17 protein-coding genes are annotated in these 15,436 nt (G+C 72.0%); 10 read left to right on the top strand and 7 right to left on the bottom strand.

What is annotated here, in order from left to right:
- Positions 1–400 precede the first annotated feature (400 nt).
- Entirely contained in the window at positions 401–1,633 is a 1,233-nt protein-coding gene (locus Q2K16_RS19915; RefSeq protein WP_368052491.1) for an IS110 family RNA-guided transposase, read from the top strand.
- On the opposite strand, the gene Q2K16_RS19910 is transcribed toward Q2K16_RS19915, so the two are convergent.
- Both Q2K16_RS19910 and Q2K16_RS19905 read right to left on the bottom strand, forming a co-directional pair.
- Positions 1,622–2,443, bottom strand: coding sequence for an IS3 family transposase (locus Q2K16_RS19910; RefSeq protein WP_302739250.1), 822 nt, complete (start codon positions 2,441–2,443; stop codon positions 1,622–1,624). The two genes, Q2K16_RS19915 and Q2K16_RS19910, sit on opposite strands and share 12 nt — an antisense overlap.
- Positions 2,440–2,799 (bottom strand): transposase, encoded by a 360-nt coding sequence (locus tag Q2K16_RS19905; protein WP_302739248.1) that lies wholly within the window; start codon positions 2,797–2,799, stop codon positions 2,440–2,442. The genes Q2K16_RS19910 and Q2K16_RS19905 overlap by 4 nt, the downstream gene beginning before the upstream one ends.
- 152 nt (positions 2,800–2,951) lie before the next feature.
- On the opposite strand from Q2K16_RS19905, the gene Q2K16_RS19900 reads away from it, so the two are divergent.
- Positions 2,952–3,833, top strand: coding sequence for an LLM class flavin-dependent oxidoreductase (locus Q2K16_RS19900; protein WP_302739246.1), 882 nt, complete (start codon positions 2,952–2,954; stop codon positions 3,831–3,833).
- Positions 3,834–3,844: 11 nt separating this feature from the next.
- On the opposite strand, the gene Q2K16_RS19895 is transcribed toward Q2K16_RS19900, so the two are convergent.
- Positions 3,845–4,276 carry an ASCH domain-containing protein gene (locus tag Q2K16_RS19895; RefSeq protein ID WP_302739244.1) on the bottom strand — a complete coding sequence of 144 codons (432 nt, stop codon included), beginning with the start codon at positions 4,274–4,276 and terminating at the stop codon, positions 3,845–3,847.
- Positions 4,277–4,393: 117 nt separating this feature from the next.
- Positions 4,394–4,942, bottom strand: a complete 549-nt coding sequence (locus Q2K16_RS19890; RefSeq protein WP_302746547.1) for a phosphoribosyltransferase — start codon at positions 4,940–4,942, stop codon at positions 4,394–4,396.
- A 185-nt stretch (positions 4,943–5,127) separates the two neighbouring features.
- On the opposite strand from Q2K16_RS19890, the gene Q2K16_RS19885 reads away from it, so the two are divergent.
- From Q2K16_RS19885 to Q2K16_RS19870, 4 genes are all read left to right on the top strand, one after another.
- Positions 5,128–5,772, top strand: coding sequence for a septal ring lytic transglycosylase RlpA family protein (locus tag Q2K16_RS19885; protein WP_302739242.1), 645 nt, complete (start codon positions 5,128–5,130; stop codon positions 5,770–5,772).
- An 88-nt stretch (positions 5,773–5,860) separates the two neighbouring features.
- Positions 5,861–6,988 carry a PP2C family protein-serine/threonine phosphatase gene (locus Q2K16_RS19880; protein ID WP_302739241.1) on the top strand — a complete coding sequence of 376 codons (1,128 nt, stop codon included), beginning with the start codon at positions 5,861–5,863 and terminating at the stop codon, positions 6,986–6,988.
- 116 nt (positions 6,989–7,104) lie between these two features.
- The gene (locus Q2K16_RS19875) at positions 7,105–8,961 is read left to right on the top strand and encodes an acyl-CoA dehydrogenase (protein ID WP_302739240.1); all 1,857 of its coding nucleotides are present in this window, start codon (positions 7,105–7,107) and stop codon (positions 8,959–8,961) included.
- A 201-nt stretch (positions 8,962–9,162) separates the two neighbouring features.
- Positions 9,163–9,432 (top strand): DUF6458 family protein, encoded by a 270-nt coding sequence (locus Q2K16_RS19870; protein WP_204958446.1) that lies wholly within the window; start codon positions 9,163–9,165, stop codon positions 9,430–9,432.
- 55 nt (positions 9,433–9,487) lie between these two features.
- On the opposite strand, the gene Q2K16_RS19865 is transcribed toward Q2K16_RS19870, so the two are convergent.
- Positions 9,488–10,024, bottom strand: a complete 537-nt coding sequence (locus tag Q2K16_RS19865; protein ID WP_302739237.1) for a SixA phosphatase family protein — start codon at positions 10,022–10,024, stop codon at positions 9,488–9,490.
- 125 nt (positions 10,025–10,149) lie between these two features.
- Between Q2K16_RS19865 and Q2K16_RS19860 the strand changes: the two genes are divergently transcribed.
- Positions 10,150–10,440 carry a DUF6458 family protein gene (locus tag Q2K16_RS19860; RefSeq protein ID WP_088645703.1) on the top strand — a complete coding sequence of 97 codons (291 nt, stop codon included), beginning with the start codon at positions 10,150–10,152 and terminating at the stop codon, positions 10,438–10,440.
- 75 nt (positions 10,441–10,515) lie between these two features.
- On the opposite strand, the gene trhA is transcribed toward Q2K16_RS19860, so the two are convergent.
- Positions 10,516–11,193: a PAQR family membrane homeostasis protein TrhA gene (trhA, locus tag Q2K16_RS19855; RefSeq protein ID WP_302739234.1), complete on the bottom strand. Its 678-nt coding sequence runs from the start codon at positions 11,191–11,193 to the stop codon at positions 10,516–10,518.
- A gap of 107 nt (positions 11,194–11,300) precedes the next feature.
- Between trhA and Q2K16_RS19850 the strand changes: the two genes are divergently transcribed.
- Genes Q2K16_RS19850 through Q2K16_RS19840 form a run of 3 tightly spaced genes read left to right on the top strand, consistent with a single transcriptional unit; the run spans position 11,301 to position 13,526 of the window.
- Positions 11,301–11,912 (top strand): 5-oxoprolinase subunit B family protein, encoded by a 612-nt coding sequence (locus Q2K16_RS19850; RefSeq protein WP_302739233.1) that lies wholly within the window; start codon positions 11,301–11,303, stop codon positions 11,910–11,912.
- Positions 11,909–12,793 (top strand): 5-oxoprolinase subunit C family protein, encoded by an 885-nt coding sequence (locus tag Q2K16_RS19845; RefSeq protein WP_302739232.1) that lies wholly within the window; start codon positions 11,909–11,911, stop codon positions 12,791–12,793. Before Q2K16_RS19850 ends, Q2K16_RS19845 begins: the two co-directional genes overlap by 4 nt.
- Positions 12,777–13,526: a LamB/YcsF family protein gene (locus tag Q2K16_RS19840; protein WP_302739230.1), complete on the top strand. Its 750-nt coding sequence runs from the start codon at positions 12,777–12,779 to the stop codon at positions 13,524–13,526. The genes Q2K16_RS19845 and Q2K16_RS19840 overlap by 17 nt, the downstream gene beginning before the upstream one ends.
- 10 nt (positions 13,527–13,536) lie before the next feature.
- Here Q2K16_RS19840 and Q2K16_RS19835 read toward each other — a convergent pair whose 3' ends face one another.
- A complete protein-coding gene (locus Q2K16_RS19835; protein WP_302739229.1) occupies positions 13,537–15,375 on the bottom strand; it encodes an NHL domain-containing thioredoxin family protein in 1,839 nt (612 codons plus the stop codon).
- Positions 15,376–15,436 lie beyond the last annotated feature (61 nt).

Here is a 15,436-nt window from a genome sequence, read left to right as displayed (position 1 = left end):
GTACTCGTTCGGGCTGAGGTAGCCCAGTTCCTTCTGGATGCGGCGAGTGTTGTACCAGCCGTAATGGCAACCGAGGACGCCCGTACCAGCCGATGGCCGTCGAGTCGGGGAATCGAGAGCGGCGCCTCGTTGAGGATCGTGGCCGCTGCTGACGCCTGTAGAAGTGGCGGGGCGTTGACCCTGGGTATCGAGAGGGGCGCGTGGCGGTCACGGCGATCGACGGGGATGATCGTTTCGTGGTTCGCCGGCGGGCTGAGCCTTGGTCAGTCGCAGGCCTGGAGCCTTGCGCGAGTTCGGGCGCCGCCGGTGGCGAGGCGAACGGCTCGTGAGATGTCGTGCGGCAAGCACTGTCCATTAGGGCGTCGCGCCTCGCTGTGGTCCATGACAGGGAGGAGCAACGGTGGTAGCGGTGGCGTGTGGCATCGACTGGGCCCAGGATCACCATGATGTAGCTGTCGTCGGCGAGACGGGCGTCGTGGTGGCATCGGTCAGGATCAACGACGATGCTGCCGGCCTCAGTCAGGTCCTTGCGCTGCTGGCCGAGCATGATCCGACCGGCGGGAAACTGCCTGTAGCGATCGAGACGAGTCAGGGACTGCTGGTGGCTGGTCTCCGGGCCGCGGGTCGACAGGTGTTCGCGATCAATCCTTTGGCGGTGTCGCGGTATCGGGACCGGTATCGGGCCTCGCGCGGCAAGTCGGACGCGTTCGACGCGATGGTGCTGGCGAACATCCTGCGCACCGATGCGACCGCGCATCGGCCACTGCCCGCCGACAGTGAGTTGCTGCAGTCGCTGCGGGTTCTGACCCGGGCGCAGCAGGACGCCGCCTGGGACCAGGTCACGCTCACCAACCGGATCCGGACGCTGCTGCGGATGTTCTTCCCCGCCGCCCTGGCGGCGTTCGAGCGCGGCGGACGGCACCGGCTCGACTCGCCGGCCGCCCGGGTGATCCTCGCCGCAGCGCCGACGCCCGCGGCCGCGGCGGCGCTGGCTTCCACCGAGCTCGCGGCGTTGCTGCGCTGCGCTGGCCGCCAACGCGGCATCGCCGCCGAGGCGGACAAGCTGCACGGCATCCTCCGCGGCGAGCAGATGCGTCAACCAGCAGCCGTCGAGCAGGCCATGGGCCTGCATCTTCAAGGACTGGTGCGGCAACTCGACGCGGTCTGCCAGACGTTGCAGCAGCTGGAGCAGCGCATCGACGAGGTGTTCACCGCCCACCCCGACGCGAAGATCGTCACCAGCATCCCCGGTCTCGGCGTGCAGCTCGGCGCTCGGCTGTTGGCCGAGATCGGCGACGACCGCGGCCGCTTCGCCGACGCCCGCGCGTTACGTGCTTTCGCCGGTGCCGCGCCGGTGACCCGTTCCTCGGGCAAGAGCAGTTTCGTGCACGCTCGCCGCGCCAAGAATGACCGAATCGCCGCTACCGGATACGTGTGGGCGCTGGCCGCGGTCCGGCATGACTCCCAGTGGAACACCCGCTACCGATCCCGCCGTGCCGCCGGCGACAGGCACGTCGCCGCCCTGCGTCGGCTGTTCCACCTCATGCTCGGCAAGCTGCACCACTGCCTACGACACAACACCCTCTACGACTCCGGCAAGGCTTTCGCCGAACCCGCAACCTCAACTGCTTGACAGCCACCGTTGGTGAGATGTCTCGATGTAGGCGAAGATCGCGTTCTCGGCCTCGTCGCGGGTCCGCCAGGACGTGCGGTAGACGAGTTCGATCTTTAACGTCGACCAGAAGTTCTCCATCAGTGCGTTGTCGAACGAGTCGCCGACGGAGCCCATTGAGGGCAGGATCCCGTTGTCCTGTAAGCGTTCCGCGAAGCGGAAGGATGTGTAGTTCGACCCCCTGTCCGAGTGGTGGATCAACTGGCCGTCGCGGACATCCCGGGACCAGATGCCGTATTCGAGGGCGGCGAGGATCAGGTCGGTGTCGCAGCGGTCGGAGGTCTTCCACCCGACGATCCGGCGGGAGAACGCGTCGCGGACCGCAGCCAACCAGAACACACCCTCGCCGCAGGGAATGCGGGTGGCATCGGCGACCCAGAGCCGGTCCGGCCCGTCGGCGGTGAACTGCCGGTTGACCAGATCCGGCGCCGGCGTGTGCCGTGGATCCTGACGGGTGGAGCCGCCGCGCCAGCCTCGACGCAGGAACGCACCCTGCCAGCCCTGCTGCGCCATTAGCCGCTCGACCCGTTTGCGGCCCACACTTATCCCGTCACGGCGTAACTGCCGGTGGACCCGGTCCGCGCCGTAGGTGCGCCCCGATGTCTCCCAGATCTCGTGGATGTTGGAGATCAGCCCCAGGTCGACCACGTCGCGGTCGCAGGGCTGCTCGGCCTGCTTGACCCACGCGTAGTAGGTCGAGGCGCCGATGTTGAGGACCCGTAGCAGGAGCGCGACCGCGAACTGGTCACGGTGTTCACCGATGAACCTCATGACCGTCGCCGGGTCGGGTCGAGCTCCGCCGCGAAATACGCGCTCGCCGCCTTCAGGATCTCGTTCGCCCGCCGCAGCTCGGCGACTTCCTTGCGCAACTGGCGATTCTCCTCGGCCATCTCGCTGGTGGGCCGATCGGTGCGCTCACCCGCGTCGGCCTCAGCCTGACGGATCCAGTTGCGCAACGCCTCGTGATGCACACCGAGCTGCTCGGCCAGGCGCCGGATCACGGGCTTCGGATCCGACTCGCGGTACAAGCGCACAGCGCGCTGACGTAGCTCGTCGGGGTACTTCTTCGGTGCTGCCACGGACGACTTCCTCCCCACGGCCATCAGACCATGATCAAGAAGCTCCATGAAAGCGGGGGTAGCTCACCTACCGGCCGATCGCGATGCGGGCCAGCCCGTGGCCGGAGACCGAGGGGCAGGTCCGGCCCGACTGACCCGCGTGCGCGTGCGCAGCCGGCGCGGGAACGGCGGGGCCGGGGGCGGGACGTACGCTGGTGATCATGCGGATTGGCATCGTGATCCTTCCCGACCAGCGCTGGCCGGAGGCGCGTCGGCGCTGGCAGCAGGTGGACGAGTGGGGCTTCGACCACGCCTGGACGTACGACCACCTGGGTTGGCGGGATCTGGTCGACGGTCCCTGGTTCGACTCGATGTCGACGCTGACCGCCGCCGCCCTGGTCACCGAACGGGTCCGGCTGGGCACCCTGGTCGCCTCACCCAACTTCCGGCATCCGGCGGCGTTCGCCCGGCAGGTCACCACCCTCGACGACATCTGCGGCGGCCGGCTGCTGCTGGGCCTCGGCGCGGGCGGCATCGGCTTCGACTCGGCGGTGCTGGGCGGCGAGACGCTACCGCCCCGGCCACGGGTGGACCGGTTCGGCGAGTTCACCGAACTGCTGGACCTGATCCTGCGGGAGGACGGCACCACCTGGCGGGGCGACTGGTTCAGTACGGTGGACGCCCGCAACAACCCGGGCTGCGTGCAGCAGCCCCGGGTGCCGTTCGTGATGGCCGCCAACGGGCCCCGGTCGATGCGGTTGGCCGTCCGGTTCGGTCAGGGCTGGGTCACCACCGGCACCGGCGAGGAGGAGCTGACGGCCTGGTGGGACGGGGTGGCGACGCTCTGCGCCCGGATGGACCGTACCCTCGACGAGGCCGGCCGGGACCCGGCGGGACTGCCCCGCTACCTCTCCCTGGACTCGGCGCCGGTCTTCTCGCTGCGCAGCGCCGACTTCTTCGCCGAGCAGGTCGCGCGGGCGGCGGCGCTCGGCTTCACCGACGTGATCACCCACTGGCCCCGGGCCAGCAGTTGGTACGCGGGCGACGAGGCGGTCCTGGTCGACGTCGCCACCCGGCTGCTGCCGGAGCTACGAACGGCCTGACCGGGGGCGGTTCAGGTGCCGAGGTCGCCGGTGGGTATTCCGCCGTCGCCGGCCGAGAGCAGCCGGAACCGGATGCAGACGATCTCGGTGTCGTCGGTGACCGGGGTGCCGACCCGCGCCCAGTAGCCGGCGTGCCCCGCCCGCCAGTCCTCGATGGACCGGTCCCCCTCCCCCTCGGAGCGGGCGAAGTCCCAGGAGACCCCCGCGAAGGGAACGACCTCGATCCCGGTCACCTCGACCACCCCGACGAGGGCGTCCAGGTCGTCGACCAGGGCCAGCCGTTCGCCGACGTGCTCCAACTCCTCGGTCTCGTCGGCGTACTCGGTGAGCAGGCCGGCGGTGGCCGTCTTCACCCCGGCCAGCACCAGCGTGTTGAGTCTGGTGCGCAGTTCGCCCGGGGTGCCGAGGGCGAGCGTGCGGAGTCCGCCGATCCGAGGCCACATGCGGCCGAGGCTACCGCCGCGCCGACCTCCCGTCGTCCGGTTTCGACGCCCCCTGCACGGCGGTCGAGGAGTTCGTGCGGCTCGCCGTGGCGGCGTGACCAGTCGGCGGGGCCGTGGTCAGGGCAGGTCGGCGGGGGTGAGCAGGCCGCGTACGCCCAGTTCGGCGGCGACCGGGTCGGGCAGGTCGACGACCACGGCGGCGACGCCGACCCAGTGCGCGCCCCGGGCCCGGCACAGGTCCCGTACGGCCCGCACCTGGGCGCCGGTGGCGACCCAGTCGTCGACCATGAGCACCCGGTCGTCCGCGTCGAGCCGGTCGTCGCGTACCGCGAGGTCGACCTGCCGGCCCCGGAAGTCGGGTGGGCTCTGGGCCCAGGTCAGCGGGCCGGCGGGGAGGCGTCCGTCGCCGGGCTTGTGGGCCGGGACGAAGCCGACGCCCAGGGCGGTCGCGGCGAGCGGCCCGAGCATCAGCCCGGTCACCGCGGGGGCGACGACGACGGTGGGCCGGTCGGTGTGGAACGGCGCGACCAGGGCCGGACCGAGTCGGGCCAGCACCTGCGGGTCCCGCCACCAGCGGGACACGTCGCTGACCAGGTGGCTGCTGCCCGGCCCCGGATCGACCCAGGCGAACAGCTCGGCCAGGCGGGCACGCAGCGCGGCGGTCATGCCCACATCCTCGGTGGTGAATGCCACCGGTGGCATTCTGGCCCGTGCGGCCCAGTGGTCCTCGGCTGATCGGTCACACGTATCACTGTAATTCCGGGCATACCACCATGATCACGTTGACTTCGGAAGTGCTTCTCTCGTTACGGTCCGACCCGGTCATGCAGTCATCCGAAAGGACCGAGCCGGTGGTTGGCAGGCACTCCCGTACCCGGATCTTCTCCTCGCCCGCCGGCATCGCCGCCACCGCCGCGGTCGGCGTCGCGCTCGCCGTCGGCGGCACCGTCGGCGCGGTGCAGCTCACCGCCGACGACGCGCCGGCCACCGTGGTCGTCGACCCGGTCGCCCCCGGCACCGCCGCCACCGCCGACGCGCCGACCCCCAGCCCGTCCCCGAGCGTCACCGCCTCTCCGAGCGCCAGCCCGTCGCCCACGGTCACCGCCAGCCCGAAGGCCACCCGGACCCAGGCCGCCTCCCGGAGCAAGCCGCGCACGGCCGCGCCGAAGCCGTCCGCCACCACGAAGAAGGCGACGCCGAAGAGGACCGTGGTCGACAGCGGCTCCTGCGGCGCGTCCTTCTACGACGAGGGCCAGTTGACCGCCAACGGGGAGAACTTCGACCCGGGCGCGATGACCGCCGCCCACAAGACCCTGCCGTTCGACACGAAGGTCCGGGTGACCAACCCGGCCAACGGCAAGTCCGTCACTGTACGGATCAACGACCGTGGCCCCTTCATCGACGGACGTTGCATCGACCTGTCCCGGGCCGCCTTCGCCGCGATCGCCTCGGTCGACCTGGGTGAGCTGACCGTCAGGTACGAGGTGCTGGGCTGACGGCGAACGGGCGGCACCAGCGGGACAGCCGGGCAGAACACCCTCAATCGTGGGGCTAGGTTCATTCTCCGGCCCGGTTCCATCAGGCATGCTGTCCCACGTACGTAAACATGCCTTCCAGTTGGGCCGAGGCCCACTGAGTCCCGGGTCCCGCGCCGGCGTCGGCGCGGCCGTCGGGCTGCTCGCGCTCGTCTCGGCGGTCGAGTCGGCCGACGGCCGTGCGGTGCACTACGTCGCGCTGATGGCGGTGGCGCCGATCCTGGCCGCCGGCTTCGCCTCGTGGCGCGCGGTGGCCGGGGTGGGTTTCCTCGCGTTGCTGGTCGGGGCCGGTTTCGCGGTGGCCGATCCGGCGATGAAGCTGACCACGGCGGTGTCCCTGGTCGGGATCGCCTTCGCCACGGTGGTGGCGGCGAGCGTGGCGGCGGTCCGGCAGGGGCAGGTGGAGCGGATCGGCGAGTTGTCCAAGTTGGCCTCGGTGGCCCAGCAGGCCGTGCTGCGTCCGCTCGGCCCGCAGGTGGGCACCCTGGCGGTGGCGGCCCGGTACATCTCCCCCACGGCCACGGCCGAGATCGGCGGCGACCTGTACGAGGCGATCGACACCCCGTTCGGCGTCCGCATGATCATCGGGGACGTGCGGGGCAAGGGACTGGACGCGGTCCGGCTCGCCAGCATCGTGCTCGGTTCCTACCGGCACGTCGCGTACGAGCGGCCCGACCTGCGGGCGGTGGTGGCCGACCTGGACCGGGCGGTGGCCCGCAACGTGGGGGACGAGGACTTCGTCACCGCCGCCGTGGTCGAGGAGCGCGGTGGGACGCTGACCATCGTCAACTGCGGCCACCCGGCGCCGCTGCTGCTGCGTCGGGGCGCGGTGATCCCGCTGGAGCCCCCCGCCCCCGCCCCGCCGCTGGGGTTCATGCCGGTGGTCCGGCCCCGGGTCGAGCGGCTGGAGCCGGGGGACCGGCTGCTGCTGTTCACCGACGGCCTCGGTGAGGCGCGGCGGGACGGCGAGTTCTTCCCGACCGCCGACCGGGCCTGGCGGCTGCTCGGCCACGGCACGGTCGGCGACGGCCTGGCCTCGCTGGAGACCGCGCTTGTCGAGTGGGTGCACGGCCGGCTCGACGACGACATCGCCCTGGTCCTGATGGAGTACACCGGCCCGCGCAGCGGGGCGACCGTGGCGGTGCCCTCGTGGGAGGTCGGCGCGGCCGAGAGCTGAACCGCCGGGTATGTAATCGCCGTCACTTCCGCGCCCGGGTTGTCGCTGCCTACCCGTGAGTAATACAGTGGGGGTTACTGATCGGTAACACCTGTCCGGAAGCGGGGCCAGCGAACATGACCCACTACAAGAGCAACCTTCGGGACCTTGAGTTCAACCTGTTCGAGGTCTTCGGGGCGGACCAGACATTCGGCCAGGCGCCGTACACGGACCTCGACGTCGACACCGCCCGCAGCTTCCTCTCCGAGGTCGACCGCCTGGCCCGCGAGGACCTCGCGGCCAGCTACCAGGACAGCGACCGCAACCCGCCGGTCTTCGACCCCGCCACGCACGCCGCGCCGCTGCCGGAGTCGTTCAAGAAGTCGTACCAGGCGTTCATGGACTCCGAGTTCTGGCGGCTGGACCTCCCCGAGTCCCTGGGCGGCAGCAGCGCCCCGCGCGCCCTCTGGTGGTCGCTCGCCGAACTCGTGCTCGGTGCCAACGCCCCGGTCTGGATGTACGCCTCCGGCCCGTCCTTCGCACACGTGCTGCACGTCGAAGGCACCGAGGAGCAGCAGAAGTGGGCCAAGCTCTTCATCGACAAGCAGTGGGGCTCCACGATGGTGCTGACCGAGCCGGACGCCGGCTCGGACGTCGGGGCCGGGCGCACCCGCGCCGTCCAGCAGCCCGACGGCTCCTGGCACATCGAGGGTGTGAAGCGGTTCATCACCTCCGGTGAGCACGACCTGAGCGACAACATCGTGCACTACGTGCTGGCCCGCCCGGTCGGTGTGGAGGGCGTCGGCGGCCCGGGCACCAAGGGGCTGTCGCTGTTCGTCGTCCCGAAGTTCCACTTCGACGCCGAGACCGGTGAGCTGGGCGAGCGCAACGGTGTGTTCGCCACCAACGTCGAGCACAAGATGGGCATCAAAGTCTCCAACACCTGCGAGGTGACCTTCGGCGAGCACGGCGTACCGGCCAAGGGCTGGCTGCTGGGCGACAAGCACGACGGCATCCGGCAGATGTTCATGATCATCGAGTACGCCCGGATGATGGTCGGCACCAAGGCGATCGCCACCCTGTCCACCGGCTACCTCAACGCCCTGGAGTACGCGAAGAACCGGGTACAGGGCGCCGACCTGATCCAGCAGGCCGACAAGGCCGCGCCCCGGGTCACCATCACCCACCACCCGGACGTCCGTCGTTCGCTGCTGATGCAGAAGTCGTACGCCGAGGGCCTGCGGGCGCTGGTCTGCTACACCGCCACCTGGCAGGACAGGGTCGCGCTCGCCGAGGCGGCCGGCGACGAGAAGGCGACCACGCTGGCCAAGCGGGTCAACGACCTGCTCCTGCCGCTGGTCAAGGGTGTCGGCTCGGAGCGGGCGTACGAGCTGCTCGGCCACGAGGCGCTCCAGACCTACGGCGGCTCGGGCTTCCTCCAGGACTACCCCCTGGAGCAGTACGTCCGGGACGCCAAGATCGACACCCTGTACGAGGGCACGACCGCGATCCAGAGCCTCGACCTGATCTTCCGGAAGATCGTCCGGGACAACGGCCGGGCGCTCACCGCCGTCGCCGGGGAGATCCAGGAGTTCATCACCACCGAGGCCGGAAACGGGCAGCTCAAGGAGGAACGGCTGGCGCTCGGCCGGGCGCTCGCCGAGATCCAGAACATCCTCGGCGTGTTGACCGGCTGGCTCGGCGAGGCCCAGGGCGGCGACGCGCGCAGCCTCTACAAGGTGGGCCTGAGCAGCCGCCGCTTCCTGCTCGCCCTCGGCGACCTGGTGGTCGGCTGGCTGCTCCAGAAGCAGGCCGACGTGGCGCTCAAGGCGCTCGCCGGCGAGGTCTCCGCCACCGACCGGGCGTTCTACACCGGTAAGGTCGCCGCCGCCCGGTTCTTCGCCCGCGAGGTGTTGCCCCGCATCGGCGCGGACCGGCGGATCATCGAGGGCGCCGACCTGGACATCATGGACCTCCCGGAGGAGGCGTTCTGATCCCGGCCGGTCGATAGTTCGCAACGGGGCCGATGTCGCGGTGTCCGAACGCCCGGATACCGCGACGTCGGCCCCGTCGTGTCGACCACACCCCGGATTGCCCGGCCCGATCCCGGTAGGCGGGGGGCTGGGCGGGTAAGCCGCGCGGACCACGTCGTCAGGGCACGCCCAACGGCCACCGCACGGGGGAGTGCAGCGCACATGGGTATTGGTAGCGCCATCTTTCTCATCGCGCTCGGCGCGATCATGACGTTCGCGATCCGGGCCAACGTCTGGTGGATCGACCTACGCGCGGTCGGCTGGGTGTTCATCCTGGCCGGGCTGGCCATACTGCTCACCACGCTGTGGTTCTGGCAGGACCGGCGCAAGCGGGCCCGCACGCTCATCGTGGAGGAGAACCGGCTCTCCCACCCGACCGCGATGATGCCGCCGCCGCCCGACCCGCCGCCGCCCACCGCGCCCCCGTCCTGACCGCGCGGCCGGTCCGCTGCCGCTGCCCGTGACCGGTGCGGGCGGCCCGAAGGGGTCAGCCGCGGGCGGTGTGCCGGTCGACGATCGGGGCGCCGCCGGGGGTCAGCCCCGCCCACGGCACCGCTGCCCGGTGCACCACCAGGTCGCTGGTCCGCAGCCCCTCCCGGTCGGCCCGTTCCGGGTCGAGCAGTGCCGAGAGCAGCGAGATGCCCGGATTGTGGGCGACGAGCAGCACCGTGCCGGCCTCCGGTTCGACCGTCCGCACCAGGTCGAGCAGGTCGTCCGGGTGCGCCTCGTACGCGGCGGCGGCGTACCGCACCACCGGAGCCGTCCCCGCCGGGCCACCCTCCGGCAGGGACCCGGTCATGCCCAGCGCCACGTCGTGCCAGGTCTGCCTGGTGCGGCGGGCCGCCGAACAGATCACCACGTCGGGGAGCAGACCCTGTCGGGCCAGCCACGCACCGGCGGCGGCGGCGTCCGCGTGCCCGCGTGCGGTCAGCCTCCGCTCCACGTCGGGGCCGGTCGTGGGCTGTTCGGCCTTGGCGTGCCGGAGCAGCACCAGTGTCCGTGTGTCGGCCTCGCCGTCCGTCATTGCACCAGCTTGCCTGATTGACGCGGGTGTCGCCTGGGTAAGTCGATGGATGCCACTCGCTCATCGATGCCCTCGATGGCCGTGGCGGGTGGGTAACGCCAGCTGACAGCCAAGGAGGCGACGTCATGGGCATCGGTGCCAGCATCTTCCTCATCGCGGTGGGCGCGATCTTCGCGTTCGCCGTCGACGCCAACCTGGGATGGCTCAACCTCGACGTGGTCGGCTGGGTGCTGATGCTCGCCGGCGTCGTCGGGCTGCTGACCACCCTCTACTTCTGGAACAGCCGTCGCCGGGCCGTCGTCACCACGGCGGTGCGGCAGGACCAGGTCGTCGCCGACCGGGTCGTGCCGGTGCAGGGCGGCCAGGTGGTGCGCGAGGAGTACCGCGAGACGCGCGGCTCGGGTTACCCGGTCTGACCGTCCCGCACCCCACGATCGCGAGGGCCCCGCAACGGCGCGGGGCCCTCGAACTGTCTGCGGTTCTCTCCCGGGTCAGGCGAACAGGGCGAAGTAGATGGCGATGTGGTGACAGAGGGCGGCGATCAGGGTGCAGGCGTGGAAGAACTCGTGGTGGCCGAAGACGGTGGGCCACGGGTTCGGTCGGCGTAGCGCGTAGCAGACGGCACCGATGCTGTAGACCGCACCACCGGCGGCGAGCAGCACCAGCACGGTGACCCCGCCCTGGCGCAGGATCTGCGGGAGGATCGCCACCGACACCCAGCCGAGGGCCAGGTAGAGCGGCGCGGAGACCCAGCGCGGGGCGTGCGGCCAGATCAGCTTGACGGCGACACCGGCCAACGCCCCGCCCCAGACCAGGCCGAGCATCAGGACGGCCGTCGGCCGGTCGAGCAGCAGGACGCAGAGCGGGGTGTACGTGCCGGCGATGAACACGAAGATCATCGAGTGGTCCATCCGGCGCATGATCTGGTAGCCGCGCTCCGACCACACCCGGCGGTGGTAGAGGGCGCTGGTGCCGAACAGACCGCAGACTGTCACGCTGTAGATCAGGCAGCTGACCAGGGGTGTCCAGCCGGGCCTGGTGGCCGCGACCGCACTGAGCACGGTGCCGCAGACGAGCGCGACGAAGAACGCGTAGGTGTGCAGCCAGCCGCGCATCCGGGGCTTACCGATGTCGACAGGCTTGAGTCGAAGCGGTGCGGAGGTGGTCACGCGAACAGGTTACGGCACCGTAGGTTACTTCTAGGTAGTGCGACAGGTCACGACCTCGGTCGGGTCCACCTACCCTGGACGGCGTATCGATCGGAGAGTATGGCGGAATGCGGATCCGACCCGTGGGCCGGCACGCCCTCCTGCTCGACTGCGACGACCCCGCCCAGGTGGAGCAGTGGCGGGCCGAGCTGTGGCGACGCCGGGAGGCCGGTGAGCTGAGCGCCGCCGAGATCGTCCCGGCCGCCGGCACCGTCCTGCTCGACGGGGTGCCCGACCCCGAGTCGACGGCCGCCCGGATCGCCCGCTGGACCCCCGGTCCGGCCGTCGGCACCGTCGACGCCACCACCGTCGAGGTGCCCACCGTGTACGACGGGGCGGACCTGCCCCGGGTCGCCGAGCACTGGCGGTCGACCGTGCCCGAGGTGGTGCGCCGCCTGGAGAACACCGAGTTCCGGGTGGCGTTCTGCGGGTTCGCCCCCGGCTTCGCCTACCTGACCGGGCTGCCCCCGCAGTACGCGGTGCCCCGACTGGCCACCCCGCGCCCCCGGGTGCCGGCCGGCTCGGTGGCCCTGGCGGGGCCGTACGCGGGGATCTATCCGAGCGCGTCGCCTGGTGGCTGGCTACTGGTGGGGCGGACCACGCTGACCCTGTTCGACGTGTCCGCCGAGCCACCCGCCACCCTCACCCCCGGCACCCGGGTCCGGCTGGTGACCGGATGACCGGGCGGCCGGCGGAGCGGGGAACCGTAGGGGCGATCGAGGTACGGCGGGCGGGTCCGCGTACCACCGTGCAGGATCTGGGGCGGCCCGGGTGGGCGCACCTCGGCGTACCCCGGTCGGGGGCGCTCGATCCGGCGGCGCTGGCGCTGGCGAACCGGCTCGTCGGCAACCCGGCGGACGCCGCCGGTCTGGAGCTGACCCTCGGCGGGTGCGAACTGCGGCTGACCCGGGCCGGCACGGTGGCGGTGACCGGGGCCGACGTCGACGTCCGGGTCGACCGGCGGCCCGGTGACGTGGGCCGGCCGCTGGCGGTGCCGGCGGGCGCGGTGCTCCAGATCGGCACCCCCCGGCACGGGCTGCGCAACTGGCTCGCGGTCGACGGCGGGATCGCCGTCGCGCCGGTGCTCGGCAGCCGGTCTACCGACACCCTCGCCGGCCTCGGCCCGCCCCCGGTCCGCGACGGCGACCTGCTCCCGCTCGGCCGACCGGCCGGGCCACCCGCCCCGGTGGACTTCACCGTCGGCCCTCCGGTGCCTAAGGAGCTGTGGCTGACCCTGCGCCCCGGCCCGCGCGCCGACTGGTTCACCGCCGGGGCGATGGCGCTGCTGCTCGGCACGGCGTACACGGTGAGCCCGGTCAGTGACCGGGTCGGCGCGCGACTGCGCGGCGCGGCGCTGCCCCGCGCGGTGCCCGGGGAACTGCCCAGCGAGGGCGTGGTGCTCGGAGCGGTGCAGGTGCCTGCCGACGGCCAACCGTTGATCTTCCTGGCCGACCATCCGACCACCGGCGGCTACCCGGTGATCGGGGTGGTGGACGACGTGGCGGGCCTCGCGCAGGCCCGGCCGGGGACTACGGTGAGGTTCCATGGACCTCAACGCTGACCTCGGCGAGGGATTCGGCATCTGGCGGCTCGGCGACGACGAGGCGCTGCTCGACCTGGTCACCTCCGCCAACGTGGCGTGCGGCTTCCACGGCGGCGACCCGTCGACCATGCGCCGGGTCTGCGCCGCCGCCGCCGAACGCGGCGTCGCGGTCGGCGCGCAGGTCGGCTACCGGGACCTGGCCGGTTTCGGTCGCCGGCACATCGCGTACGGCTTCGACGAGCTGCGCGACGACGTCACCTACCAGCTCGGGGCGCTCGACGCGTTCTGCCGGCCGTACCGGACCCGGGTCCGCTACCTCAAGCCGCACGGCGCGCTCTACCACGCGGCGGCCACCGACGAGGTGCAGGCCGCCGCCGTGGTCGCCGCCGTCACCGGATACGACCACGAGCTGCCGATCCTGTGCGCGCCCGGCTCCACCCTCGCCCAGCTCGCCGTCGGCGCGGGCCTGCGGGTGGTCGCCGAGGGCTTCGCCGACCGGGGTTACCTGCCCACCGGGGCGTTGGTGCCGCGTACCGCCCCGGGCGCGCTGGTCACCGACCCGGAGGAGGTGGCCGTCCGGGCGGTCCGGATGGCCACCGAGCACACGGTGGTGGCGGTCGGCGGGACCGTGGTGCCGTGCCTGGTCGCCTCGATCTGCCTGCACGGGGACAGCCCCGGCGCGGTCGCCTCGGCCGCCCTGGTGCGGGCCGCGCTGATCGACGCCGGGGTCACCCCGACCCCGTTCGCCTGACGGCTCGCGCTCAGGCGTCCAGGCCGCGCAGCACCAGCGGCACCCGGGTCGCGCCGTCGTCGACCACCCGCACCGGGACGCCCCAGTCCTGCCGGGTCAGGTGGCAGGCGGCGTGCTCGACGTCGGCGTCGCAGGTGGCGGCCTGGGCGGTCACCTGGAGCACCCCCTGCGGCACGGCCGGGTCGACCACCAGCCGGCGGGACAGCTCGGTGCCGGTGCCCGCCCCCTCGACCAGCAACTCCGGCGGCGAGGCCGAGACGACCAGCCGGGTCGACGGCCCGTACGTCTCGTCCAGCTTCTGCCCCGGCGCCGGGGTGAAGATCACCTCCAGGGTCACCTCGCCGGCCGCGACGTCGGTGGGTTTGCGTTCCAGCCGGTGCCGGGGACCGTCCACGGTGTCCGCCCCGGCGGCGGTCAACGCGCCCGGGGCGAGCCGGGTCAACCGGTGCGCGGCCGACTCCACCACCAGCACCCCGCCGTCGGCGGTGAGCACTAGGTCGCTCGGCTCGGCCAGCCCGTCGGCCACCGTGGCGACTAGGCCGGTCGCCGGGTCGAAGCGGCGTACCGCGCCGTTGTAGGTGTCGGCGATCAGCACCGAGGAGTCGGGCAGCGCGCACACCCCCAGCGGATGCTGGAGCAACGCCCGGTCGGCCGGCCCGTCCACGTGCCCGAAGTCGAACAGTCCCTGCCCGACGGCGGTGCCGAGCACGCCGTCCTGCACGTAGCGGACGGCGCTGGTCTCGCTGTCGGCCACCCAGAGCCGCGCGCCGTCGGCGGAGACGGACAGGCCGGACGGCTGGGCCAGCCACGCCTCGGTCAGCGGCCCGTCGCGCAGCGCCTCGACGGTGGTGCCCGCCCACATGCCTGCGGTCCGCTTGACCGGGTCGAACCACCAGAGCTGGTGGATGCCGGCCATCGCCACGATGACCTTGTCGTCGTACCAGGCCAGGTCCCACGGGGAGGAGAGGTCGACGGAGAGCGCGTCGTGGGCGTGGTCGTCGACCGTGGAGCGCCACTGCCGGCCGGTGCCGGCGACCGTGGTCACCTCGCCGGTGTCCAGGCGTACGCCGCGCAACAGGTGGTTGACGGTGTCGGCGACCAGCAGGTCGTAGCCGGCGACCTCGGCGACGTGCGCGGGCAGCAGGCAGAGCCCCTGCGGCTCGGCGAAGCCCGCCGAGGAGGCCGGCCCGTCGACCCGGCCCCGCTCACCGGAGCCGATCCGCCGGATCGGCGTCTCGCCGTCCGGGGCCAGCTCGACCAGGCTGTGCCGGGCCGAGTCGGAGACCAGCAGGTTCCCGCCGTCGAGCAGCACGGCCTTGCCGGGAAAGCGCAGCGTCGTCTCGGGTGGCGTCGGCGGCACGTACGGCCCGTCGCCCCGGTGCAGGGTGCCCTTGGCCTCGTGGGTGGCGATCAGGTCGTCGACCAGTCGGATCAGCCCCTCGGCGTGTCCCTCGCCGGCCATCGTGGCGACCACGTACCCCTCCGGGTCGACCACCGCCAGGGTGGGCCACGCCTTCGCCGCGTACTGCTGCCACATGTCCAGCTCAGGGTCGTCGAGCACCGGGTGGTGCACGCCGTACCGCTCGACGGCGGCGGCCAACGCGGCCGGGTCCTTCTCGTGCTCGAACTTCGGCGAGTGCACCCCGACGACGACCAGCACGTCGGCGTACTTCTCCTCCAGCGGGCGCAACTCGTCGAGCACGTGCAGGCAGTTGATGCAGCAGAAGGTCCAGAAGTCGAGCAGAGTGATCTTTCCCCGCAGGTCGGCGAGCCTCAGCTCCCGCCCACCGGTGTTGAGCCACTGCCGGCCCCGCAGTTCGGGGGCACGTACGCGCGGTGTCGTTGCCATGCCTGTCAGCCTGCCACGTCGTCCCCGGCCGGACCGGGCATCGTGACCCTGACGACGGTCG

The sequence above is a fragment of the Micromonospora cynarisoli genome (assembly GCF_030518815.1).
GTDB classification, from domain to species: Bacteria; Actinomycetota; Actinomycetes; order Mycobacteriales; family Micromonosporaceae; genus Micromonospora; species Micromonospora wenchangensis.
The sequence above is the reverse complement of the archived record's forward strand: the minus strand, read 5'-3'. Positions and strand labels throughout refer to the sequence as shown.